This is a genomic window from Streptomyces sp. NBC_00237 (assembly GCF_026342435.1).
GTDB lineage: Bacteria > Actinomycetota > Actinomycetes > Streptomycetales > Streptomycetaceae > Streptomyces.
Genome location: NZ_JAPEMT010000004.1, coordinates 40,348 through 63,848 on the forward strand (window position 1 = coordinate 40,348; position 23,501 = coordinate 63,848).

General features: G+C 71.6%; 22 protein-coding genes and 1 pseudogene. 9 read left to right on the top strand and 14 right to left on the bottom strand.

Going from position 1 to position 23,501, the window contains the following annotated elements:
• Window positions 1–117 precede the first annotated feature (117 nt).
• The gene (locus OG897_RS32670) at window positions 118–1,107 is read right to left on the bottom strand and encodes a sugar phosphate isomerase/epimerase (RefSeq protein WP_266662623.1); all 990 of its coding nucleotides are present in this window, start codon (window positions 1,105–1,107) and stop codon (window positions 118–120) included.
• Window positions 1,104–2,081: a BadF/BadG/BcrA/BcrD ATPase family protein gene (locus tag OG897_RS32675; protein WP_266662625.1), complete on the bottom strand. Its 978-nt coding sequence runs from the start codon at window positions 2,079–2,081 to the stop codon at window positions 1,104–1,106. The genes OG897_RS32670 and OG897_RS32675 overlap by 4 nt, the downstream gene beginning before the upstream one ends.
• 304 nt (window positions 2,082–2,385) lie before the next feature.
• Here OG897_RS32675 and OG897_RS32680 point away from each other — a divergent pair, with 304 nt between their 5' ends.
• The 3 genes from OG897_RS32680 (at window position 2,386) to OG897_RS32690 (ending at window position 5,499) form a co-directional block, all read left to right on the top strand.
• Complete coding sequence (locus tag OG897_RS32680; protein ID WP_266662627.1) at window positions 2,386–3,315, top strand: sugar nucleotide-binding protein; 930 nt, start codon at window positions 2,386–2,388, stop codon at window positions 3,313–3,315.
• An 82-nt stretch (window positions 3,316–3,397) separates the two neighbouring features.
• Window positions 3,398–4,654 (top strand): glycosyltransferase, encoded by a 1,257-nt coding sequence (locus OG897_RS32685; protein WP_266662629.1) that lies wholly within the window; start codon window positions 3,398–3,400, stop codon window positions 4,652–4,654.
• Between the two features lie 185 nt (window positions 4,655–4,839).
• Window positions 4,840–5,499, top strand: coding sequence for an HAD-IA family hydrolase (locus OG897_RS32690; RefSeq protein WP_266662631.1), 660 nt, complete (start codon window positions 4,840–4,842; stop codon window positions 5,497–5,499).
• A 37-nt stretch (window positions 5,500–5,536) separates the two neighbouring features.
• On the opposite strand, the gene OG897_RS32695 is transcribed toward OG897_RS32690, so the two are convergent.
• Window positions 5,537–6,397 carry an aldo/keto reductase gene (locus tag OG897_RS32695; RefSeq protein WP_266662633.1) on the bottom strand — a complete coding sequence of 287 codons (861 nt, stop codon included), beginning with the start codon at window positions 6,395–6,397 and terminating at the stop codon, window positions 5,537–5,539.
• Between the two features lie 258 nt (window positions 6,398–6,655).
• On the bottom strand, window positions 6,656–7,357 hold the full coding sequence (locus OG897_RS32700) for an NAD(P)-dependent oxidoreductase (RefSeq protein ID WP_266662635.1): 702 nt from the start codon (window positions 7,355–7,357) through the stop codon (window positions 6,656–6,658).
• Window positions 7,358–7,470: 113 nt separating this feature from the next.
• Here OG897_RS32700 and OG897_RS32705 point away from each other — a divergent pair, with 113 nt between their 5' ends.
• Window positions 7,471–8,190: a TetR/AcrR family transcriptional regulator gene (locus OG897_RS32705; RefSeq protein WP_266662637.1), complete on the top strand. Its 720-nt coding sequence runs from the start codon at window positions 7,471–7,473 to the stop codon at window positions 8,188–8,190.
• A gap of 92 nt (window positions 8,191–8,282) precedes the next feature.
• On the opposite strand, the pseudogene OG897_RS32710 reads toward OG897_RS32705, so the two are convergent.
• The 3 genes and pseudogenes from OG897_RS32710 to OG897_RS32720 all read right to left on the bottom strand — a co-directional run.
• Window positions 8,283–8,366, bottom strand: a pseudogene (locus OG897_RS32710) (IS5/IS1182 family transposase); the annotation flags it as partial.
• 234 nt (window positions 8,367–8,600) lie between these two features.
• The gene (locus tag OG897_RS32715) at window positions 8,601–9,197 is read right to left on the bottom strand and encodes a dihydrofolate reductase family protein (RefSeq protein ID WP_266662639.1); all 597 of its coding nucleotides are present in this window, start codon (window positions 9,195–9,197) and stop codon (window positions 8,601–8,603) included.
• A 131-nt stretch (window positions 9,198–9,328) separates the two neighbouring features.
• Window positions 9,329–10,042: a DUF998 domain-containing protein gene (locus tag OG897_RS32720; protein ID WP_266662641.1), complete on the bottom strand. Its 714-nt coding sequence runs from the start codon at window positions 10,040–10,042 to the stop codon at window positions 9,329–9,331.
• A 170-nt stretch (window positions 10,043–10,212) separates the two neighbouring features.
• Here OG897_RS32720 and OG897_RS32725 point away from each other — a divergent pair, with 170 nt between their 5' ends.
• Window positions 10,213–10,542 (top strand): YciI family protein, encoded by a 330-nt coding sequence (locus tag OG897_RS32725; RefSeq protein ID WP_266662643.1) that lies wholly within the window; start codon window positions 10,213–10,215, stop codon window positions 10,540–10,542.
• A complete protein-coding gene (locus OG897_RS32730; protein WP_266662645.1) occupies window positions 10,539–12,623 on the top strand; it encodes a sigma-70 family RNA polymerase sigma factor in 2,085 nt (694 codons plus the stop codon). Before OG897_RS32725 ends, OG897_RS32730 begins: the two co-directional genes overlap by 4 nt.
• 222 nt (window positions 12,624–12,845) lie before the next feature.
• Here OG897_RS32730 and OG897_RS32735 read toward each other — a convergent pair whose 3' ends face one another.
• From OG897_RS32735 to OG897_RS32750, 4 genes are all read right to left on the bottom strand, one after another.
• Window positions 12,846–14,963 (bottom strand): MMPL family transporter, encoded by a 2,118-nt coding sequence (locus OG897_RS32735; RefSeq protein ID WP_266662647.1) that lies wholly within the window; start codon window positions 14,961–14,963, stop codon window positions 12,846–12,848.
• Between the two features lie 143 nt (window positions 14,964–15,106).
• The gene (locus OG897_RS32740; protein ID WP_266663675.1) at window positions 15,107–15,577 is read right to left on the bottom strand and encodes a MarR family winged helix-turn-helix transcriptional regulator; all 471 of its coding nucleotides are present in this window, start codon (window positions 15,575–15,577) and stop codon (window positions 15,107–15,109) included.
• Window positions 15,578–15,734: 157 nt separating this feature from the next.
• Window positions 15,735–16,505 carry a maleylpyruvate isomerase family mycothiol-dependent enzyme gene (locus tag OG897_RS32745; RefSeq protein ID WP_266662649.1) on the bottom strand — a complete coding sequence of 257 codons (771 nt, stop codon included), beginning with the start codon at window positions 16,503–16,505 and terminating at the stop codon, window positions 15,735–15,737.
• Window positions 16,506–16,509: 4 nt separating this feature from the next.
• A complete protein-coding gene (locus OG897_RS32750) occupies window positions 16,510–17,049 on the bottom strand; it encodes a MarR family winged helix-turn-helix transcriptional regulator (RefSeq protein WP_266663677.1) in 540 nt (179 codons plus the stop codon).
• Window positions 17,050–17,219: 170 nt separating this feature from the next.
• Here OG897_RS32750 and OG897_RS32755 point away from each other — a divergent pair, with 170 nt between their 5' ends.
• Window positions 17,220–17,633 (top strand): organic hydroperoxide resistance protein, encoded by a 414-nt coding sequence (locus OG897_RS32755; protein ID WP_266662651.1) that lies wholly within the window; start codon window positions 17,220–17,222, stop codon window positions 17,631–17,633.
• A 225-nt stretch (window positions 17,634–17,858) separates the two neighbouring features.
• On the opposite strand, the gene OG897_RS32760 is transcribed toward OG897_RS32755, so the two are convergent.
• The 3 genes from OG897_RS32760 to OG897_RS32770 all read right to left on the bottom strand — a co-directional run bounded on the left by OG897_RS32760 (window position 17,859) and on the right by OG897_RS32770 (window position 21,783).
• Window positions 17,859–18,503: a LysE family translocator gene (locus tag OG897_RS32760; protein ID WP_266662653.1), complete on the bottom strand. Its 645-nt coding sequence runs from the start codon at window positions 18,501–18,503 to the stop codon at window positions 17,859–17,861.
• Window positions 18,504–18,775: 272 nt separating this feature from the next.
• Window positions 18,776–21,076: an FtsX-like permease family protein gene (locus OG897_RS32765; protein WP_266662654.1), complete on the bottom strand. Its 2,301-nt coding sequence runs from the start codon at window positions 21,074–21,076 to the stop codon at window positions 18,776–18,778.
• Window positions 21,073–21,783, bottom strand: coding sequence for an ABC transporter ATP-binding protein (locus OG897_RS32770; RefSeq protein WP_266662656.1), 711 nt, complete (start codon window positions 21,781–21,783; stop codon window positions 21,073–21,075). Before OG897_RS32770 ends, OG897_RS32765 begins: the two co-directional genes overlap by 4 nt.
• 141 nt (window positions 21,784–21,924) lie before the next feature.
• On the opposite strand from OG897_RS32770, the gene OG897_RS32775 reads away from it, so the two are divergent.
• Window positions 21,925–22,773, top strand: a complete 849-nt coding sequence (locus OG897_RS32775) for a sensor histidine kinase (protein WP_266662658.1) — start codon at window positions 21,925–21,927, stop codon at window positions 22,771–22,773.
• Entirely contained in the window at window positions 22,770–23,498 is a 729-nt protein-coding gene (locus OG897_RS32780) for a response regulator transcription factor (protein WP_266662660.1), read from the top strand. Before OG897_RS32775 ends, OG897_RS32780 begins: the two co-directional genes overlap by 4 nt.
• Window positions 23,499–23,501 lie beyond the last annotated feature (3 nt).

The window sequence follows — 23,501 nt, forward strand, 5'->3', positions numbered from 1 at the left end:
ATCTGCCGTCACCCTTGATCGAATGCCCGGATCGGGCGCGGGCGGGGGGATTTTTGGGTCAACCACACACGAGGCCGCCCCTCGGCGGGCCACCCACGGTATTCTCCGCAGCCACCTTCACCAGGTACGGCCCTGCGGCGTCCCGGTCGGCAGCAGCGCGCGCAGTACGGACACGGACGTGGCGATGCCCTGTTCGGTCGGCAGCAGCGCGTCTTCGTGCTCCACGTAGACGACTCCCCGGTACTCCTCGTCCAGCAGGGTGGCGACGGTCTCCGCCCACGGCAGTTCGCCGCAGCCGAGCGCCCGGAACCGGATCGGCGGCCCCGGCCCGTAGCGCGACCAACCGGCTCCGTGCGGGTCCTCCGGGTGGCGCCACACCTGGAGGTCCTTGGCGTGTACGGCGGCCAGTCGGTCGCCCCAGCCCCGCGCGGCGAGCACCGGGTCGTGCCCGACCGCCGCGATATTGGCCACGTCGAGGCAGAGCCCCACCTCCGGCGCGGCGGCCAGCAACGCCCGGGCGCTGGCCGGGTCGTAGACCACCTGTTTGGGGTGCGGTTCCACCACGACCTGGACGCCCGACTCGCGGGCGAGCGCGAGCGCGGGGGCGGCCGCCTCCAGCCATGCGGAGACGTTGTCCCGCCAGGACACCTCGCTGCCCCACCAGGACAGCCACCTGCCCAGGTCCGGCACCCCGAGCATCAGCCTGGCCAGCGGTGCCCCGACACCGGCGGCCAGCGCGACGGTGCCCAGAGCGGCGCGCAGGCCGTACGCCCGCTTGTCCGCCGCCGATCCGGGAAGGACCGGATCGGTGTGCGGCCCGTGCGGGCCCAACGCGAGCTGGGTGTCACGGCTGTTGCTGACACAGCCGGCCCGGACACCGGCCCTGCGCAGCACGGCCGCCACCTCGCGGTGATGCGCCGGGTCGGCCAGCCGGTCGGCGTCCACCAGTTCGAAGCAGCGGTCCACGGGCAGGTCCACGACGCCAGCACCGGTCTCGGCGGCGGTCGCCGCCGCCTTGGCCAGTCCCCACGGGGACAGCGCGGCCAGGCACAGGCCGACCTGTACGGGCTCGTGCGAGCCCGACGGTCCAGCGGCGAGATCGCTCATGTCACTGTCTCCAGTCGACGGGGCCAGGCCCAGTGACCCGCCAGGGTCTCGGGGAAGCGGCCCCGGTGCGTGACGGCCGCGGAGAGCACCGCCCCCGCGGGGTCGTCGACCACGGTGGGGCGGGATGTCGCGCCCAGCTCGGCGGTGATCCGGTCGGCCAGCGCGGTGGCGAACTCCGGACAGCCGCGCAGGACGCCTCCGGACAGCACCGCGGACCACGGCCCGTCCGTGAGCCCGGCGCGGTCGCGCGCCGCGCGCACCCCGGTCACCAGTTCGTCCAGGGCCGCGCCGATCACCTCACCGGCCGCCTGGTCGCCGTCGAGCCAGCACCGGCACACGGCGGGCGCCAGCGCGGCGACGGCCGCCTTCGGAAACGGTCGTCCCGCGAGCTCCCTGGCCAGTTCGGTGATCGTCCCGCTGAACGATGCGAACGCCAGGGCCAGTTCCCGGCCGAGCACGGTGGGCCGGCCCCGGCCGTCCGCCCCGCGCACCGCTGCCCGGAGCCCGGCCAGGCCGATGCCGAACGCACTGCCCTCGTCGCTGCCGAGGTACTCGCATCCGCCGACGGCCACCGGGGTGGTGCGTCCGTCACCGGCCAGGAAGCCCGACCCGGTGCCGCACACCACGGCCACGCCCCGGCCGCCCAGCGGTTGTGCGGCCAGGAGCGGCACGATGTCACGGGAAATCACCAGCGTCCCGGCGAGTCCCGCCGCGGCGGCCAGGGCGGTCAGCCGGTCCAGCTCCGGCTCGGGCGTACCGGCGTCCACGGTGGCGGTCGCGAACCAGCCGAACACGGGCCGGGAGCCGATCCGGTCCGCCAACGCGCCGAAGACCTCGCCCAGTTGCCGTTGGGCGGTCGCCGCGCCGACCGAGGCCGGATTGACCGAGCCGTACTGCCATCGGCTGCCGTCCGCGATCATGATCGTCGTACTGCTGCCACCGGCGTCAACAGCCCAGCAAGTCACTCCCAGCACCTCCGTGTCGCGCGGGTCGACGCACCTCCGTGTCGCGGTTCGACGGCCAGGCTACCGATGCGGACACCACGGTTATCGGTCAGATCCGGACACCTTTGCGGGGGTACGGTCACGCACCGGGCCGGACACCCGGGACAACGCGAATCAGCTGCCCTCGACGCGTTCACCGGACGAACCGCCTCAGCGCCCCACCCGGCACACAGGCGCTCCGCGCATGGCCGGAACCGGATCTCAGGTCTGCAAAACACCGCCCTCCCGGCCAAGGTGAATACAGCGAACCAGTACGGCCACGGAACGTCACCAGGTGACCCTGGAGGAGAAGACAGTGGGCGACAAGTCAAGGGTGTTGGTGGTGGGAGCCGGTTACCTCGCCGTGCACATCGGACGCCGGTTGCGGGCGGACGGCCACCACCCGACGCTGAGTTCACGCCGTCCGCCCGGGACGCCCGAGGCGAAGGGCCTGGCGTGGTCCCCGGTCGACATCGGCGCCCCGGCGCGGGTGCGTGAACTGGTGGACGAGGCCCGCCCGGACGCGGCGGTCGTCGTGCACGGGCCGTCCGACGTCACCTGGTGCGAACACCATCCCGAGCAGGCGTACGCGGCGCACGCGGGCGGAGCGGCGCACCTCGCCTCCGCGCTCGGCGGCCGACGTACCCTGCTGATCTCCACCGACAACGTGTTCGCGGGGCACAAGGACAGCCATGCCGAATCGGAGCCTCCGGCGCCGGCCAACGCCTACGGGCGTGCCAAGCTGGCCGCCGAGAAGGAATTGCTGGCCATGGGCGACGCGTTGGCGCTGCGGGTCAGCCTGGTCTACGGCTGGGATCCGGTCGGCCTGCGCCCGAACTTCTTCACCACCTGCTTGCAGCGCCTGCGGGCCGGACAGCCGGTCCCGGTGCCGGACGACCACTGGAACACCCCCGTGCTGGTCGACGACGTGGCGGCCTGGTCTGCGGCGCTGCTCGGCTCCGGTCACACCGGAATCCTCCACCTGGGCGGTCCTCGCCGGCTCAGCCGAGCGGAGTGGGCCCGCCACCTCGCCGAGCTGTGCGGGGCGGATCCTCACCTGGTCCAGCCGGTGCCCCGTAACGTCGGCGACTACGCCTGCCGACCACGGAACGCCTGTCTGCACAGTGAGCGGGCCCCGGGGCTCGCCGAACTCGACGGCCTCTCCCCCGTCGACGTCCTGTCCGCCGGGGCCCGCCTGATCGGCGCCGAAGGCACGCCCTCGTGACCGGCCGTCCGCCGGCCCGGATCATCGGCGCCGGTACGCGCTGCGTGGTGGGGCGCGTTCCCCCACCTGGAAAGGCACTGTGATGCTGACACCGGTCTGGGAGACCCAACCCGGTTTTGAGAAACCCCTGCTCGTGCACGTCAACTCGACAGCGACCGGCGGAGGTGTCTCCGAACTGCTGCGCGGACTCGTACGTCATCAGCACGCGGGGTGGGCCGTGATCGCCGGAACCGCTGACTTCTACGCGCTGACCAAGTACCTGCACCACCTGCTGCACGGGCGGGCCGACCCCGGTCTGCTCGACGATCCGGCGCTGCTGCGCCCCTACCGGGCCACGCTCGCGCCCCAGAGCGAGTGGTTCGCGCGGCGGGTCGCACACGGGGACGTCGTGGTCCTGCACGACCCCCAGACGCTCGGTCTGGCGCCCGCGGTCAAGGCCACCGGCGCCCGGGTGGTGTGGCACTGCCACATCGGTGCCGACGTCCCGCCCGAACGCGGGCCCGGCGCGTTCTGGCGGGAATTCGCCACCGAACTCGCCACGCTGGACGCCGTGGTCACCACCATGCCCGCGTTCGCTCCGCCCGGCGTCCGCAACGCGTTCGTGATCCCTCCTGCGGTCGATCCCACGGCGACGAAGAACCGGGACCTCACGCGGGACGAGGTCACCTCGGTGCTGGCCGAGACCGGTCTCACCACCGACCGTGTCCCGGCCGGTGTGACGGTCACCCAGGAGAAGCCGCTGCCGCACGACGCGCGGGTCGTGCTCCAGGTGTCGCGGTGGGACCGGCTCAAGGACATGCCCGGCGTGGCGCGCTGCATCGTCGGCCTCCCCCAAGACGTGCATCTCGTGCTCGCCGGCACCGACCCCACGGAGATCCCCGACGACCCGGAAGGGCTGGCCGTCCTCGCCGAGGTGCACGAGACCCTGGCCGGGCTGCCGGAAGCGGACCGCACACGGGTGCATGTGGTGAACATCTCCCTCCAACAGCCGGAACACAACGCGCTCGTGGTGAACGCGCTGCAGCGCCGGGCGGATGTCGTGCTGCAGAAGAGCCTGGAGGAGGGCTTCGGGCTCACCGCGACCGAGGCGATGGTCAAGGGCCGCGCGGTGGTCGCGTCCTCGATCGGTGGCCTGCGCCTGCAGATCAGGGACGGCCACAACGGCCTGCTCGTCGACCCCACCGACCTCGACGGCGTACGCGCGGCGCTCGCCAGACTGCTCGACGACCCGGCTCTGCGCGAGGAACTCGGCGAGCGGGCGCGGGCCGGGGTGCTGGAGCGCTACTCGATGCGACGGCTCGCCGAGGACTACGAGAACCTGGTCGCACGGCTCGCCTGAGACGACCACCGGGCCGCGTGGGCTCGTTCAGCCGACCGGTCGGGAAAGGAACCGAACGGCGACGGCCCCGTCGGCGGGTGCGGCGCGTACCGACGCGCAGCCCGGCACGGCCCAGAGTTACGGATGTCATCGGTGCACCGCTCCCCCGACCCTCCCGATCTTTCGACAGAGGCAGGAAGAGGAAGATGATGGCGCGCCCCGTCCCCACCACCGTCTCCGTGGCGGCCCTGCTGTTCGACATGGACGGCACGCTCATCGACTCGACGGCGGTCATCGAGCGCACCTGGCACGCGTTCGCGGGCAAGCACGGCCTGGACGCCGAGCGGGTCCTCGCGTACTCCCACGGACGTCGTACCGAGGAGACCGTCGCCGCGTTCGCCCCGGCCGGTGTCGACATCGCCGCCGAGGCCGCGCGCCTGGTCGCCCAGGAGGTGGTGGACACCGAAGGGATCGTCGCCGTGCCCGGTGCGGCCGAGCTCCTGGCGTCCCTGCCTCGGGAGAGCTGGGCCCTGGTGACCTCCGCCGGGCGTGAACTCGCCGAGGCCAGGATGGGCGCGGCCGGACTGCCCGTCCCACCCGTGGTGGTCAGCGCGGATGACGTGACGGCCGGAAAGCCCAGCCCGGAGGGCTACCTGGCAGCCGCCGGCCGGCTCGGGGTCCCGCCGCACGAGACCATCGTCTTCGAGGACGCCGAAGCAGGCGTGCTCGCCGCCCGCGCCTCCGGCGCCCTCACCGTGATCGTCGGCGCGTGTGCCGTACGCGCCACCGAGGGCCTCGATCGCGTCGCGGACCTGCGCGGCGTACGGGCCGCGTCCACGGACGGACGGCTGCTCGTGCGGTACTGAACAGCCGGTCCGCTCCGTCCGCGAGTGCGGCAGTGCGTCAGGACATGTCCAGCCTGCGGAGCTCCTCATCGCTCAGGTCGAGATCGGCGGCCTCGGCCGAGTCCCGGATGCTCGCGGGCCGCGACGCGCCGGGGATCGGGATGACCACCGGTGACGTGGCGAGCATCCACGCCAGGCACACGCGCTGCGGGCTCGTTCCGCGTGCGGCACCGATCTCGGCGAACGCGGAGTACCGCGAACCGAGGTCGCCCGCCTTGCCGATCCCGCCGAGCGGACTCCACGGCAGGAACGCGATGTCCAGTTCGTGGCACAGCCTCAGCTCCGGCTCGCTCGACCGGAAGGCGGGCGAGAACTGGTTCTGCACCGCCGCCAGCCTGCCCCCGAGGATCTCGTTGGCCTGCTTGATCTGCGCCGGGCTGAAGTTCGACACGCCCGCGTGGCGGATCTTGCCCTCGTCCAGCAGATCGCGGAGCGCACCCACCGAGTCGACGATCGGCACACCCGGGTCCGGGCGGTGGAACTGGTACAACCCGATCGTCTCGGCACCGAGCCGCTTCAGCGACGCCTCACACGCCCGCTTGAGGTACGCGGGGGAACCGTTGAGCGGCCAGCCACCGTCCGCTGTGCGCACGTGTCCGCCCTTGGTCGCGATCAGCACGTCGGACGTGTCCCCACCGTACGAGGCGATGGCGCGCGCGATCAACGACTCGTTGTGCCCGAAGTCGCCGCTGTCCAGACAGTACGCGTCCGCCGTGTCGATGAGGGTGACGCCCGCGTCCAGCGCCGCGTGGACCGTGGCGACAGCCTGTCGCTCGTCCGGCCTGCCCTCGACGGACAGCGCCATCCCGCCGAGTCCTACCGCGCTGACCTGTGTGTCGCCGATACTGCGAGTCCGCATGCGCGTGCTCTCCTCTTCCGCCCGACTGTCCACCAGCGAAGGCTGATGCTGCACCGGTACGGGTGCCCCTCTGAGCGGACCTCACAGCCTTGGATCGCGAACCGGTGGTGTGCCGGGGAGGCATGCGCCGCCTCGATCCACGCGAGGCGGCGGCCCGTCGGCACGCTGGGCGGTACGCCGCTGCCGTGGCTGAGCGTCGGTGTTGCGGCCAAGCCGCCAGCAGCTTCGTCCGTTGGTGTCGGTCAGTAGGGGTGTCGGTCAGTAGCCGATGGTGAAGCGGCGTTGGACGAAACGCGGCAGCTCCGCCTCTTCGACGAGTGCGACGGCGGCGTCCTCCATGGAGATGCGGCTGCGTCCGTCCGCGTCGAGGACCGGCTGGTCGCCGCCGATCCGGAACCGGCCCGTACGTTCACCGGGTGCGATGTCCTCGGCGGGGCTGAAGTAGGTCCACAGCCGGTTCGAGGTGCGCAGGACGTTCAGGGCGTCCCGGTGGCCGCGCACGGCGGCGGAGTACTCCCTCGGCAGGCCGACCGCGTCGAGGGTCTCGTGCAGCAGCTCGTCGGAGTCGGCCCGGACGACTCCGGGCTCGATCTCCAGGCTGCCGGCGCCTCCGATGACGATGAGCCGAGTCCTCGGATGGCTCTCCAGCGCCTTCAGGAGTGCACGCGCGGCGGTGGCGTACACCGTGGGATCGGCGATCGAGAGGGCCACGGTGTCGGCGATGTCCTTGGCTGCGTTTCCGGGCTGGAATCCGCTGATCAGTACGTCGAGGCCGGGTATGACGGCGGCGACGCTGTCGGCGTCGAGGACGTCGACGCTCTTCCAGACGAGGTTCTTCCGGTCCTCGTCGATCCGCGTGGCGTCGCGGCTGAAGGCTGTGACGTGGTGTCCACGGTCGAGGGCTTCGGTGACGACGCGACTGCCGATGCCGCCCGTGGCTCCGATGACTCCGATGTGCATGACTCTCCCCTGTTAGCTGCTTCCGCCGCCGCAATCCTTCACGACGTACGGAGACTATACGGCGTGCAGTATCGAAACAGCGCACAGAACTGTGACGCTGTAGAGTGAAATCCATGGGAAGCGTGGGAAACACCAAGGGGCGCCGCGAGCGACTGAGGGCCGAGACGACCGCCGAAATCAAGAAGGTCGCACTGGAGTTGATGGCCTCGGGTGGGCCTGACGCGATCACGCTGCGGGCCATCGCACGCGAGATGGGGATGACGGCCAACGCCATCTACGGCTACTTCGCCACCCGCGACGACCTGGTCACCACGCTGATCAGGAACGTCTACACCTCACTGGCCGACACCGTGGACGCCGCCTGGGACGCCGCCCCCGCCCTGGACCCGGCCGCCCGCATCCAGGCATGGGCCCGCGCCTTCAGGAACTGGGCGCTGGCCAACCCCGAGGGCTTCCGCCTCATCTACGGCGACCCCGTCCCCGGCTACCGGCCCCCCGAGGGCGGCGCCGCCCCGGAAGCCGCCCACCGCGTCTGCACCGGCATCACCGCACTCGCCGCCGCCGCCTGGCCGTACGCCGAACCCCGCTACGCGGACAGCGACTTCGCGTGGTCCGACTTCGACCCCGGCCTCCTGGACAAGGTCCGCCCGGCCTTCCCCGAGCTGCCTCCGGCCGCAGTGGCCCTCGCCCTGCGCATCTGGAGCCATCTGCACGGTCTGGTGTCACTGGAGATCTACGGCCATCTGCAGACCCAGGCCCTCAGCCCGGAGAAGCTCTTCCGCGAGGAACTCGACCAGCTCGTCCGGTCCTTGGGCATCACACCGCAGAGGTGAGAGCCCCGCGTCGACGGCCGACTGTGCCACTGACTCGCCCCGGCGGGCGCAAGCGCTCCACGGCATCAATCCCACGTTCCGAAGACGGTCGGCCAGGACAGCGTGCACTCGATCACCAGACTGCGTCGGCCGAGGCGCTCGCCGGACTCGACGCGGTTGCGGGCGATGCGCACGCCGGTGTTCCGCGAGGCGAGCTGGACGAGCGGTCCTTGGTGACGGTGTCGCACGGGCACGCAGGTCGCGAGTTCGACCGGCAGGCGATGTGCGGCACGCCCACGATTCCCCTGGCCAGCGGTGTCTCACGGCCGTTTCGGTGAAGAGAGTTGATGCCCACCGGGCCGCTCGGGTGCGCCACAGCGCGGCCGGGTGCGTTCCCGGCCGCGCTGTGAGAACCCCGTCCCGTGCGCGGGCTAGCCCGCGGCCACCGGTCGGTAGGTGCACACGTGCACGCCCGTGCTGCTGACCACGGTCGAGATCAGCTCAAGCGTGCGCAGCGCACCGTCGGGCGGGTAGATCGTCTTTCCGCCGCCGAGCAGCACCGGCATGATCATGAGCCGCAGTTCGTCGACCAGCCCTTCGGTCAGGAGGGTGCGGGCGAGCGACAGGCTGCCCATCACCACCAGGTCCCGGCCCTCGGTGTCACGCAGCTTCCGGATCTGGTCGAGTGCCTGGTCGCCCGGTATGCGGGTCGTGTTGTTCCAGGTCAGGTCGGCTTCACCCAGGGTGTGGGAGACGACGTACTTGGCTACCGAGTTCATGTGGTCGGCGAAGGGGTCACCGGCCCGCTCGGGCCACGCCCCGGCCATGCCCTGCCACGTGCGGCGTCCGAAGAGCAGCCCGTCGGTGTCGGCGGCCCACTCGGCGAGGGCACCACCCATCACCTGCGGGTCGAAGAACGGGTGCGTCCAGCCGCCGTGGGCGAACCCTCCGTCGGTGTCCTCGTCGGGGCCGCCAGGGGCCTGCATGACGCCGTCCAGGCTGACGAATTCACCTATCACTATGCGCATCGAACTGTCTCGCTTCCTCGTGGGTTGCCGGGCATTCGGTTGTCGGGCATTCGGTTGTCGGCCATTTGGTTGTTGGCCATTTGGTTGTTGGCCATTCGGTTGTTGGTCAGGAAGACTTCTGGCGGTGGCCCTCAGACAGTGCGCCGGTAGTGGACTGCCACGTACGCGAGCAGCGTGAACATGACGCTCGTGCCGATGGCCATGGTCAGCGCGCCCGCCTTGCCGCCGCTCATCGACCACGCGTCACCGGCCAGCATCACCGTGGCGGCGACACGGGAGACCACCGCGAGCCGCCGGTTCCCCAGCCGGGAGAAATGCCGGCCGAACAGGTAGCCCGCGGCGATCAGCGAGGCGAAGGTGATCGACCCGGCGGCCATGTGTCCGTACGCGTGCCAGCTCATCGACTGCGGGATGCCCGCCGGCGTGCCCACCGGGAAGGCGTCCGCCGGGTCCATCGTCAGCAGCCCGGCAGCGACCATGCCGACCCCGACCACCCGGACCAGCCGGGGCACCGCGACACCACCGGCCGTCCCCTGCATGACCCGGCGCAGTCCGGCCGCGCCCACCGTGGCCAGGATCCCGGCGATCACGAAGTTGGTGATCTGCAGCCAGCCGAGCGATCCGGTGGCCAGTTGGCTGAGCGCGTGCCGGGTCGGCTCGAATCCCTCGCGGGTGAGTACCTGGGCGACCGACACGGCCACCCACAGGGGACCGGCGACGGCAGCGCAGGCGAGCAGCCGACGGGTGCCGACCGAGCCGCGCCGGGCAGCGGGGCGAGCCTGGTCGGCGGCGGCTGCCGCTGTGGTGGTGGCTGTGGCCTGCGGGATGTGGGTGCTGGTGGTCACGACGGGCTCCTTCGAAGGACGGGCGGGCCTCGGACTTCTTCCGTGGGGCTCGCACCAACGTCGATCCGCTGATACAACGGGGAATCAGCGAATTCCCTGTCACATCGTCGGTACGACGTATCAGTACGCCCCGGCGATCCGGCCGGGCGGGACGAAACCGGAGAGACACCATGCGCTACCTGATGACGACCAAGGCATCGGAGACGGCGAAGGCCCCCGACGAGAAGCTCTTCGCCGAGATGGGCGCCTTCATCGAGGAACTGAGCGCCGCAGGTGCGCTGCTGGCCACCGGCGGGCTCGAACCGGGCGGTGTCCGGCTGGTCTCCGAGGGCGGCGACATCACCGTCACGGACGGCCCGTTCGCCGAGTCCAAGGAAGCCGTCGTCGGCTTCGCCCTCATCGAGGTCCGCTCCAAGGAGGAGGCGGTGGAACTGGGCCGCCGGTTCCGGAAGATCGTCGGTGACGGCGAGAGCGTGATCCAGCAGGTCTTCGGTCCGTGACGGACGTCCACCGCACGGTCGACGCGATCTGGAAGATGGAGTCGGCCCGTATCGTCGCCGCGCTCACCCGCATGGTGCGCGACGTCGGCGTGGCCGAGGAGTTGGCACAGGACGCGCTGGTCGCGGCGCTGGAACGGTGGCCCGAGTCGGGAATCCCGGACAATCCGGGGGCCTGGCTCACCACCGTCGCCAAGCGCCGCGCCGTCGACCACATCCGCCGCGACCGGCGCTCGGCCGAGCACGGCGAGACGCTCGCGCACGAACTGGCCGAGCGGCAGCGGCTCGACGGTGACGGTGACGGCGGCGTCGACCACGATCTTGAGTCCGCCGGGTCCGCCGGGTCCGCAGATCCCACCGAGCCCGCCTCCGAGCAGGACGACGTCCTACGGCTGATGTTCGTCTCCTGCCACTCGGTCCTACCGACCCAGGCACGCGTCGCCCTGACCCTGCGGCTGCTCGGCGGACTCACCGCGTCCGAGATCGCCCGCGCGTTCCTCACCGCCGAGCCGCTGATCGCCCGCCGCATCGCCACGGCGAAACGCACTCTCGCCGAGGAGCGGGTGCCGTTCGAAATCCCGGACGGCGCCGAGCTGACCGAACGCCTCGCCTCCGTCCTGGAGGTCGTCTACCTCATCTTCAACGAGGGTTACTCGGCGACCTCGGGCGACGACCTGATGCGGCCCGGCCTGTGCCTGGAGGCGCTGCGGCTGGGACGCCTGCTCGCCCGGTCAGTACCCGACGAGGCGGAAGTACACGGCCTGGTGGCGCTCATGGAGGTGCAGGCATCCCGTACGGCGGCCCGCACCGGCCCCGCCGGCGAACCGGTCCCGTTGCACCTGCAGAACCGGGGACGCTGGGACCCCCTGCTCATCCGTCGCGGCTTCGCGGCGATGCTGCGGGCGCGCGCCGCCGGTACGCCCGGCCAGCCGGGCCCCTACGTACTGCAAGCCGCGATCGCCGTCTGCCACGCCCAGGCGCGCACCGCCGAGGAGACCGACTGGGCACGGATCTGCGGACTGTACGCCGCCCTCGCCCGCCTCCTGCCCACCGCCGTGGTGCGGCTCAACCAGGCGGTCGCGGTGGGCATGGCGGACGGCCCCGCAGCCGGCCTCGCCCTCGTCGACACGCTCACCTCGGACCCCTCGCTCCGCGACTACCACCTGCTCCCCGGCGTACGCGGCGATCTGCTGCTGCGCCTGGGGCGCGGCGAAGAGGCCCGCCGCGAGTTCGAGCGCGCGGCGCTGCTGACCCGCAACGCCGCCGAACGCGCGTACCTGACGCGTCGTGCCGAGGCGATCCCGGCCGGGGACACGTCCACGCCGACGTTCGGAGAGGCCATCGACGCGTTCCTGGCCCAGGACCGGCTCGCACCGGCGACGGCCCGCTCCTACGGACAGACCTTGTGGCGGCTGCGGCTGGCTCTGGGAGTGGGGATGCCGCTCACCTCGCTGACAGCCGATCAGGTCTCCGGTGCCTTCCGCCTCTCGTGGGGCGGCGTGGCGGCGTCCACCTGGAACCGGCACCGCGCCGCCGTACGGGCGTTCGGGGCGTGGGCGCACACCCCGGCCCTCGACGCGGCCATCCCCCAGCGGACGCCCCGGCGTCACCGCGCACCGGCGCCCGTGCCCGCACCGGTCCCGCCGGGAACCGCGTGGCCGGGAGAGGTGGAAGCCTCGTTGCGGGAGCGCACCCTGTGGACGCTGCTGCACGAGTCGGGCTCGACCGTCACGGCCCTGCTGGCCCTCAACGTCCAGGACCTGGACCTGCCGGAGCGACGAGCGCGCCGCGCGGACCGGCGGCCGGACCGGCCCGGCGGGTGGATCACCTGGCGATCGAAAACGGCCGCGCTCCTGTCCGAACTCCTGGACGGCCGGACCCAGGGCCCGGTGTTCCTCACCGACCGACGCCCTGGCCCGGCGCGGACGGGCATTCTGGGTGCGGCCGACGTCTGCCCGCAGACCGGCCGAGGGCGGCTGTCCTACGAGCGCGCCGAGTTCCTGTGCAAGTCGGCAACCGGCCTCGCGCTGCGCCAACTGCGGGACTGGGACGGGGACCAGGGCGGGGACGGCACCGAACCCTGAGAAACCAGCCCGGCCTCTGCGGGCCTCTGCGGGCGGGCCTGGTTCAGCGCCGCCCGGTTCTGGGTGAGGTCGCCCAGTTGCTGCCCGGTCATGCCAGGCGGCGCAGGCTCGGGAAGCAGGGTCTGGTCCCCTTCGGGCTCTGGCGTCTGCGGGGTTGGGGCCATGGGGGTCGCGGGGCAGGGCCGGGAGTGCAGGGCGTGCCTGCGGCAGCCCCCGGCGATCTCAACCGTTGTGGCCGTCGGCGCCCACCGCCGGTTGCTTGCTGAGGCGGCCCGGCCACCACGCCGTAGGCCCGATGTCCCGCACCAGCGCCGGTACGAGCAGGGACCGTACGACCAGAGTGTCGAGCAGTACGCCGAAGGCGACGATGAACGCGATCTGCAGCAGGAACGCCAGCGGGATCACCCCGAGCGCCGCGAACGTCGCCGCCAGCACGACACCCGCCGAGGTGATGACCCCGCCGGTCGCGGTGAGGCCCCTGCGGACGCCCTCGCGGACGCCGTGCACGAGGGACTCCTCCCGGACCCGGGACATCAGGAAGATGTTGTAGTCCACGCCCAGGGCCACCAGGAACACGAAACCGTACAGCGGCACGGACGCGTCCGTGCCGCTCATCCCGAAGACGTGACGGAACACCAGGGCCGAAACCCCCAGTGTCGCCAGGAAGTTGAGGGCGACCGTGGCGACCAGGAGCAGCGGCATCAGCAGCGAGCGCAGCAGGAGTGCCAGGATGACGAGGATGATCGCGAGGACGACCGGCACGATCAGGACGCGGTCGTGGGCGGCGGTCTGCTGGATGTCGTACTGCTGCGCCGTGTATCCCCCGACGAGCGTGTCCTGCGCCCCCGGGAGGCCGTGCACGGCCTCCCGCAGGGCGGCTACCGCCTCCTTCGCGGCGTCGCTGTCGGCCGCGTCCTCGAAGGTGGCATCGATGCGTACCCGGCCGTCCACGACCAACGGCGCACCGCCGCCGGGTCGGCCGGAGGCGGTCACGGGGGCGGCCTCGGCGACGCCCTCGGTGTCCTCGGCGGCGGCCCGCACGGCCTCGGCCTGCCCGGCACCCGTGATGATCACGGCCGGGTTGCCGGACCCCCCGGGGAAGTGCGCGCCCAGGGTGCGCTGGGCGGCGACCGAAGGGGCGTCGTTCACGAAGATCTCGTCGAGCGGCACGCCCCGCGAGGTCAGCATCGGCGCGAACGCCGCGCAGACCAGCAGCCCGGCCAGGCAGAGGGCCCAGACCCGGCGCGGAGCCCGGTCCACCAGCGCCGCCACCCGCTGCCACAGACCCGAGCTCCCGCCCTTGCCGCCCGCGGGCTTGGGCCGGGCGGGCCAGTACGCGGCCCGGCCGAGCAGCGCCAGCGCGGCGGGCAGGAAGGTCAGCGCGCTCAGGACCGCGCACACGATGCCGATCGCCCCGACCGGCCCCAGCGCGCGGTTGTTGGTGAGGTCGCTGAGCAGCAGTGCGAGCAGGCCCAGCGCCACGGTCCCCGCACTGGCCGTCACCGGCCCCACCGACTGCCGCCAGGCCACCCGCACGGCGGTGAACCGGTCGCCTCCGCCCGCGAGTTCTTCGCGGAAGCGGGCAGTGAGCAGCAGGGCGTAGTCGGTCGCCGCACCGATCACGAGGATCGACAGGATGCCCTGCACCTGCCCGTCCACCCGCACCACGCCGTGGTCCGCGAGGACGTACACCACGGCGCTCGCCAGACCGAGCGCGAAGACCGCGCCGACGATGATGACGAACGGCAGCAGCACGCTGCGGTACACCAGCAGCAGGATCAGCAGGACGGCCGCCAGCGCGACCCCGAGCAGCAGCCCGTCGATCCCGGCGAAGGCGTCCTTCAGGTCCGCCTGACTCGCGGCGGGGCCGGCCAACTGGGCCTGTGCGCCCGGAACTTCACCCGCCGCCTTCCTGACACGATCGAGCGTGGGGACGAGTCCCTCACCGAGGTCCGGGCGCAGTTGCACAACGCCCTGGAGTGCCTCGCCGTCCTTCGACGGCAGTGCGGGCGAGGCCCGGCCGACGAGGCCGGGGGAACCGTTGAGCGAGGCCAGCGCACGGGTGGCGGCTCCCTGCTGCTCCGGGGTCAACTTCCCTTTGCCGCCGCCCTGTTGGGTCCACACGACGATCGCCGGCAGCGTCTCGTCCTGACGGAACGCCTTCTGGGCCTCAATAGCCCGGGTCGATTCCGCGTCCTGCGGAAGGAACGCCGCCTGGTCGATGGTCGCGACCTGGCCGAGCTTCCCGGCGTACGGGCCGAGGACACCGCCGATGCCCAGCCAGGCGATCAGCAGGACCAGCGGAACCAGCCAGCGGGCGGAACGGACGGAGGTGGACATCGTGCTCCCGGTACCGAGTCGTCAGGGCTTCTGACCAGAGGCTTGCCGCCCCTTGCCCCACCCTTGTCTCCGAATATCTCAAGCAGAAACTATCTTAATGGTTGAAGTATATTTCACGGAGGGCCGGGGGGACCGCTGGGTCCTCAGCGGCGCGGCGCGCGCACTTCGCCCAGTTCGGCGTTGAGGTCCGTCAGGAAGCGCAGGACGAGGGCCAGTTCGTCCTCGTCGAAGCGGGACCGGGTGTTCTCGGTGGCCTCGGCGAGCGGCAGGAAGTGGCTGCGGGCCACCGCCCGGGCGCTCGGTTCGTAGTGCACGTGCACCACCCGGCGGTCCGAGCTCTCCCGCGAGCGCCGGATGTGTCCGGCGCTCTCCAGCCGGTCCAGGCACGCGGTCACCGCGCCCGAGGTCAGCCCCAGGTGATCCCGGAGCAGGCCCGGAGTGAGCGGGGTCTCGGAGTCCAGGATCGCGGCCAGCGCCTGGACGTCCGTCGCGTGCAGGCCCTGCCGGGCGGCGAAGCCGTGGACGAGCCGGTTGATCTCACCGTTCATGCGGCGCAGTTGTACGGCGAACGCCAGGAGGCTCGCGGGTCCCCCGGGGCCGACGGAGGGGCGCACGGAATCGCCCTCGGTTCCGGGAGCCGGGCCCGGGCCCGGGGAGGGTGTGGATGTCACTGGAGAACCATCTTTCTGACGAGCGCCGGCCGCAACTTCTCGGTGTCGCCGATGCTGCTGCGGGCGGGCATCGGGCAGTCACATGATCGGCCGGACCGTACTAGAAGGCGGAGTGGGCGAACCACCGCTTCAGCAGCTCTTCGTTCCCCGACGCCGTGAAGGCGTCCGTGTCGTAGCGCAGCCTGCCGTACACGAGCAGCAGGAGATCGGCGGCGGTGCCCGCCACGGTGGCGTCGGCGGAACCTCCCGGAGCTGCCGCAGGGCTCTGCGGGTCGAGGCCGAAGCCTTCGGGGCGCAGGCGCACCACCCAGTCGGTTCCCGTGTCCGTGGTACGGAAGAGAAGGGTCTCGTCGGCGCCCCGCAGCTGGGTGGTCCCGGGTGCGAAGGAGGCCGCGAAGGGGAGGTTGACCAGGAACTCGTCCACGCCGTCGGTCGCCAGGGCGGGGTCGATCACGGGCCGCTTCCCGAGGGCGAGTTCGGCGTCGGTCCGGTGCACCAGGGTCTCGAAGAGCATCCGGCGGATCCAGAACCTGGCGTGCCCGTCGGCGCCCCACGCCCACATCGGGGCGTCCGGGTCGACGGTGGCGAAGGCCGCGGCGGCCTCCTCCGCGCTCCGGGCCAGCCAGTCGGGGTAGCCGTCGGCGTGCTCCGGCAGCCGCAGTTCCACCTCGCGGCTCGCGGGCGGGGTCTGGGCGCCGCGGCGGAGCAGGGCGGCGAACCAGCGCTGCACGCTTCCGGTGTGCCTGACCAGGTCGAGCAGGGTCCAGCCGGGGCAGCCGGGCACCGGCGCCGCCAGGTCCGCGTGCCGGGTGAGCGCGACGAGGGCGGCGCTCTCGGCGGCCACGGCCTTGCGGTGTTCGGTGGGTGTCATGGGGTTACGCCTCTTCTTTCGCGTCCACCGCGCAGCTCGCGGCGGACGTGGTGGGGTCGGTGCCGTCCAGGGCTGCCGTCAGGGCGTTCAGCCGGGCGCGCAGCTCTCTGACCTCGTCCAGGGTGAGACCGGTGGACGAGGCGATGGCGCGGGGTACGGCCAGGGCCCGCGCGCGAAGGGCGACGCCCTGGGCGGTGGGCCTGACGGTGACGGAGCGCTCGTCGTCGGGACTGCGGCGGCGCTCCACGTGGCCCGCCGCCTCCAGGCGCTTGAGCAGGGGGGAGAGGGTGCCCGAGTCCAGCCGCAGGCGTTCGCCGATCTTCTTGACCGGGAGTTCACGGTCCTCCCAGAGCACCAGCATCACCAGGTACTGCGGGTAGGTGAGGTCGAGGTCCTTGAGCACCGTGCGGTAGACGCCGTTCAGGGCGCGGGTGGCCGCGTGCAGCGAGAAGCAGATCTGGTGGTCGAGGCGCAGGAAGTCCTCGGCCCGCACGTCGCCGTCGAGTCCGTCGGTCCGGTCGGCCCTCTCGTCCCGTGCAGGCATCGCGTTCGTCCGTTCCCTCGTCCGTTCCTTCGCCATGGAGGCAGAGTACCGCGCACGATTAACTTGTGCACAACCAGGTTGTGCAGCATTGAGTTGTGCACAACTTACTTTCGTGCTCTAGTGGCGGCGGGGAGCTTCCCCCGACCGACGACCGAAGAGAGATGGACCCCATGGACGCGCTGTACACCGCTGTCGCCACCGCCAACGGCCGCGAGGGCCGTGCCGTCAGCTCCGACGGCCAGATCGACCTGCCGCTCGGCTTCCCCGTCGCCCTCGGCGGCAATGGCCGTGGCACCAACCCCGAGCAGCTCTTCGCCGCCGGATACGCCGCCTGTTTCGCCAGCGCGATGGGTTCCATCGCCCGTCAGGAGAAGCTCGACGTCGCGGACGTGTCGGTGACCGCCGAGGTCAGCATCGGCAAGGACACCGACGGCGGCTTCGGGCTCGCCGTGGTCATGCGGGTCGAGCTGCCCGAGCACCTGGAGGGTGAGACGGGCCGCACGCTCCTGGAGAAGACCCACGCGTACTGCCCCTACTCCAAGGCCACCCGCGGCAACATCCCCGTCGAGCTCGTCATCGAGTAGCCATCGGGCAGCCGCCCGCCAGGCGCACACCAGCGGGGCGTCCCACCAGGTGCGCGGGGATCTCGGCGCCGCACCTCGGGTCGCGCACCGCGACGCCGCCCAGGGCCTGGACCCGCCTGGGCCGGGACGACCGCGTGCGCACGGCACCGGTCGGCACCGGCTCCTTCGTCGGCGACGCCAAGTCGCGCTTCGCGCCCGGCGTTTCGCCGAGCGCGGGGGTCTGACTCAGGTGGACGCGACGTTGCGGGACAGTGCGGTCTGCAGGGCGAAAGCACCGAGCAGACCGCCTGCCGTGAAGCGTTGGGCGGTCAGGATGCGGGGCCGGGTGGCCAGGAACGCCGACATACGGGCCGCGCCCAGCATGATCAGGGCGTTCACCGAGATTCCCACGACGATCTGCACCGCCCCGAGCTGAAGCAACTGTCCCCAGGCCGGACCGGCCTGCGGGTCCAGGAACTGGGGCAGCAACGCGGCGTACATCAGGGCGATCTTGGGGTTCAGCAGGTTGGTCAGCAGCCCCATCGAGAACAGGCGGGCGTCGGAGACCGGAGGCAGGTCCTGGGTCGGGGCGAAGGGCGAGCGCCCGCCGGGCCGGAGCATGTCCCAGGCGAGGTACGCCAGATAGGCGGCCCCGGCGAGCTTGACCACCGTGAAGGTCACCGGCACGGCGGCGAATATCGCGGACAAGCCCGCAGCCGCGGCCAGGAGGTAGCACACGAATCCCACGGCGGTCCCGCTGAGGCTGACCAGTCCCGCCCTGCGGCCCTGGGTGATCGCCCGGGAGGCGAGGTGAATCATGTTCGGTCCGGGAGTCAACGCCATGCCCAGTTCGACGAGGGCCACTCCTCCGACTGCGGTCAGAGCGATCACCGGTCAACCTCCCGTTGTCCGTCGGGAACCCCGCATGGAGGGGGCTCCTGTTGCAGAGGGCGGGGACGGAGCACGAGCTGCGCCTGCCTCGCCCGGCTCAGCATATGACTTCGCCTCTCGGCATCTTTATGCACCCCGCATCTGACCCGACGTCAGTCGATGGGCCCTCACCTGCAAGAAGACGGGGGCGAAGGGTTCGTCCGTGGGCACCTTCGCAGGGAGACATGAGGGGTGTCGCTCTCCGTGGGGCCCCAGCCGCAGTGCCGTGGCGGCTATTCCGTGTGCAGAACTGTGGCGATGGTGGTGCGGGCCGCCGTACGGGCGGGGAGGAGAGCGCCGAGTACGGCGATCGTCACTCCGGCCAGGAACATCGCCGCCAGTTGGGGCGCGTGCCAGACGTCCTTCATGTACTCGGGGAAGTCGACCACCCCGACGTGGTCCACGACGAGACGGTGGGCCGCGACGCCGAGCGGGATGCCGAGCAGTGCGCCGACCGCGCCGAGTCCGGCGACCGAGGTGACCGTCATCAGGATGACCTGGCGGGGGGTCATGCCGATGGACTTGAGCATGCCCAGGTCCCTGCGCCGTTCCCGGGTGTTGAGCAGGACGGTGTTGAAGACGCCGAGGGAGGCGACGAGGGTGAGCAGCACGGTGAAGACGGTGGAGAAGGTGATGACGGTGGTGGTACCGGCGTTGCCGGGGTCCAGTACGGAGGCGTGCACGGCCGGGTCGAGCTTCCCGGCGGCCTCGGCGTAGGCGTGGGCATCGGCGTCGGGGGCGAGGCGGACCGTGTACTCGGTGGCGTGGGCGTCGGGTGCGAGTCGGGTCAAGGTGTCCCATGTGGCTTCCAGGGCACGGGCGTTGCCCTCGATGACCTGGCCCACGACGGTCGCGGTGATCTTCCTTCCGTTCAGTTCGAGGGTGGTGCGGTCGCCGATCTTCAGGCCGCGTTGGGTGAGGAAGGCCGGTCCGGCCACGATCTCACCGGCCGCCTTCGGGGCCCGGCCCTTGACGATGGTGTGCTCGTAGAGGGAGGTGTCACCACGGTAGAAGTCGGCGTAGACGTGCTGGTTCTGGCCGGTCAGGTTCGCCTGGGAGAAGGCGCGGGCCCGGACCCCCTGCACACCCGGCAGGGCGCGCAGCTTCTCTTCGATCTGTGTGTCGCTGAGGCGGGGTGCCGTGGTGGCGTCGCCGGTGGTGACCTGGATGCGGGCGCCGCCGTCCTCCTTGCCGACGTTGCCGTAGGCCACCAGGGTGCTGGTCAGACCGGTGGACAGGGTGACGGTGGTGACGCCGAGGACGATGGCGGCCAGGGTCAGCAGGGTGCGGGCGGGGCGGGCGAAGGGCTGGCCCATGCCCAGGCTGACCGGGCGGGGCAGGCGGGTGGCGCCAAGGAGCCGCTGGACGCGCAGTCCGCGCCCGGTGCGGGGGGCGCCTCCCGCGCTGATGGCCTGGGCGGCGGGCAGCCGGTGGGCCCGCAGGGCGGGGATCAGGGCGGTGACCAGAACGAGGGCGGGCATGCCCAGCAGGCAGGCCACGGACAGCCAGGGGCTGCTCCCGCCGACCGAGGCCCGGCCGACGTCGATGCCGGTGAAGGCGACCTTCATGATCGGTTCGGCCAGTGCGGTACCGGCCAGGGCGCCCAGCACGCTGCCAGCCAGGGCCGGTACGGAGAGCATGGTCAGGTAGACGGCGACGACTTGGTTGGGGGTGAAGCCCAGCGCCTTGAGGACGCCGATGTGCCGGTATCCGGAGACGACCGCCCCGCTGACCACGTTGCCGACGATCAGGACCGAGACCAGCAGGCCGAGGACGCCGAAGAGGGTCATGAAGGGGAGGTAGGAGTCGGCCAGCGCCGAGAACGCCTGCTTGAGGGTGAGGTAGGTCTGTGCGCCGGTGAGAGCTTCCTTGGGCACTCCCTCGGTGGCCCGTTCCAGCGAAGTACGCAGCTGGGCTTCGGTGTCGGATTCTGTGAAGCGGTAGAGCATCTGGGCGGAGGTGGGGTGCAGGGCGGTCATCTGCGCGGGTGAGACCCAGGCGCTCGCCGACTTGCTCATGCTGGTGGCGAACCCGACGACGGTCAGCGTCGCTCCGCCCGGTGTCTTCAGCTTCGTACCGAGGTATTCGGTGCCGGGAGAGCCCTGCGCGGACCAGTTGACGACGATCTCACCGGGCTTGGTGGCCCAGTGGCCCTCCAGGAGGTCGATCCGGTCCACGGGACCCGCCGGGTCGGCCCGGCCCACCACCGTGAGGGTGCCACCCGGCATCCACAGCCAGTTCTTGGGTATGCCGACGACGGTCTGTCCGAATGGTCCCGCGGCGGCCTCCACCCCCGACTGCCGCGCGGTACGGGCCAGTTGTTGCGGGGTGACCTTCGTGGTGTCGAAGGAAGCGGCAGTATGGGCGCCGCGCTGCTCGGCGTACGCCGTGTCGAAGGGGCTGGAGGCGGCGCTCAGCAGGGTCAGTGCGAGCAGGACGGTGGTGGTGGAGCAGAGCACCACCAGTCCGATCACGAAGGTCTGGACCCGACGCCGCTTCACGGCTGCCCGGGAGGCTCTCCATACGGCCCTCATGCCGACACCTCCAGGGTGCGCTCGCGGGCGACCCGGCCGTCGGCGACTTCGACGAGCCGACTGGCGCAGCGGGTGGCCAGGTGCGGGTCGTGGGTGACGATCAGCAGGGTCTGGCCGATCTGGTTGAGGTCGATCAGCAGGTCCATCACCTGCTCGCCCGACCGGCTGTCGAGAGCGCCGGTCGGCTCGTCGGCGAGGAGGAGAGCGGGACGGTTCATCAACGCCCGTGCGACAGCGACGCGTTGACGTTCGCCGCCACTGAGTGTCGCCGGGTAGTTGTTGCGGCGCTCGGCGACACCGAGTTCGTCCAGCAGCTCCAGGGCCCGGCGGCGTGCCTGCTTGGCCGGGGTGCCGGTCAGCTGCGCGGCCAGTGCCACGTTGTCCAGGACGGGCAGGTCGTCGATGAGGTTGAAGAACTGGAAGATCATGCCGACGTGGCGGCGCCGGAACAGAGCGAGGCCCGTTTCGTTCAGCTTGCCCAGGTCGTGGCCCTGCACCTCGACCGTGCCCGAGGTCGGCCGGTCCAGACCGGCCACCATGTTGAGCAGCGTGGACTTGCCGCAGCCGGAAGGGCCCATCACCGCGACCGCGTCGCCCGCCTTGATCTCCAGCGAGAGCCCGTCCAGGGCCTTCGCGTCGCCGTACTCCTTGTGCACGACGTCCAGCCGTACCACTGTCTGCCGGACACCGTCGTGATCGTTTGTCATGCCCCGAAACCTAGGCCCGGCGGTGATCGCGGTGAGTCGCCCCCCGGATGTATCCGTATCCCCAGGTCATCCTGGGGATGTACGAGGCCGCGCGCAGGAGGCCGGTGCGCTGTTGCACCGCACCCCTGGGAAGATGCCCCCATGGGGGAATCGTGGACGACTTCGCTGATCATCGCGCTGGCTGTGGCAGTTGGTGCCGCCGGATGGCTGGCGGTGGCAGCGGCGCGGGCGCGACGCCGCCACCGCGAGGCCATCGAGGAGCGCGGCTGGCTGCTGGAGCGTGAGCGGGAGAGCGCGACTCGGGCCGCGGTCGATGCCGAACGGGCAAGGATCGCCTCGGAGTTGCACGACATCGTCAGCCACAACGTCAGCGTCATGGTGGTGCAGGCCGGTGCCGCCCGCGAAGTACTGACCACCCTGCCCGAGGAAGCCGCCGCCGCGATGAGCGCCGTGGAGACCGCAGGCCGGAACACGATGACCGAGCTGCGGCACCTGCTCGGCCTGCTCGCCCCCGCGCAGAACGGCGAGGACGAACCGTACGACGTGGACCTGTCGCCGCAACCGAGCCTCAGCCGGCTCGGCCCGCTCGTCGACAAGATCGCCTTCGCCGGTCTGCCCGTCGAGATGCGGGTCTCGGGCGAACCTCGCCCCCTGCCGACCGGGGTCGACGTCACCGCCTACCGGATCATCCAGGAGGGTCTGACCAATGCGCTCAAACACGGAGACGGGGCGAAAGCCGAAGTGACGGTGCGGTACGCGGACAACCACCTGCGCGTCGAAGTGCTCAACAGCGGGCCGAGCGTCCTGTCGGGCACCGCGCCCGCCCCGACGGAACAGGGCCGGGACAAGCGGGACAAGGCAGACGGCACGGGGCGCGGGCTGCTGGGCCTGCGCGAGCGAGTGTCCGTCTACGGCGGAGACCTCGACGCACGCCGCCGCATCGGCGGCGGCTACCGGGTCCGCGCCCGCATCCCCCTGGACCGCCCGTGACCTCCCCCGACGCACCCGCCCCTCGCGTGGTGATCGCCGACGACCAGGAACTGCTGCGCACCGGCTTCCGCATGATCCTCACCGCCCGGGGCATCGACGTGGTGGGCGAAGCCTGCGACGGCGTCGAGGCCGTCACCGTGGCGCGCGAACTGCGCCCCGACGTCGTCCTGATGGACATCCGCATGCCCCGCATGGACGGCCTGGAGGCCACCCGTCACATCCTCGCCCAGGCCCCGGACTGCCGGGTGATCATGCTGACCACCTTCGACCTCGACACGTACGTCTACGCCGCCCTCGCCGCCGGAGCCAGCGGCTTCCTCCTCAAGGACGTCACCCCCGCACACCTGGCCGCCGCCGTACGCCTCGTCGACACCGGTGACGCCCTCCTCGCCCCCGCGATCACCCGCCGCCTCGTGGAACGCTTCGCCGCCGATCCCCCGGCACCGGCCCCGGCCACCGGCCTCCGGCCCGCGGTCCCGGCGGTCCACCGAGACCTGGCGGTACTGACACCGCGCGAGCGGGAGGTGCTGACGTGGATGGGCCGGGGCCTGTCCAACACCGAACTCGCCGGCCGGCTGACGCTCAGCGAGGCGACGGTGAAGACCCATGTCGCCCGGATATTCTCCAAGTTGAGCCTGCGCGACCGCGCCCAGGCCGTCGTCCTCGCCTACGAGACGGGACTCGTCTCGCCGGGAGACGCCGAGGAAGACGTCAGGCCCGCGTGACGT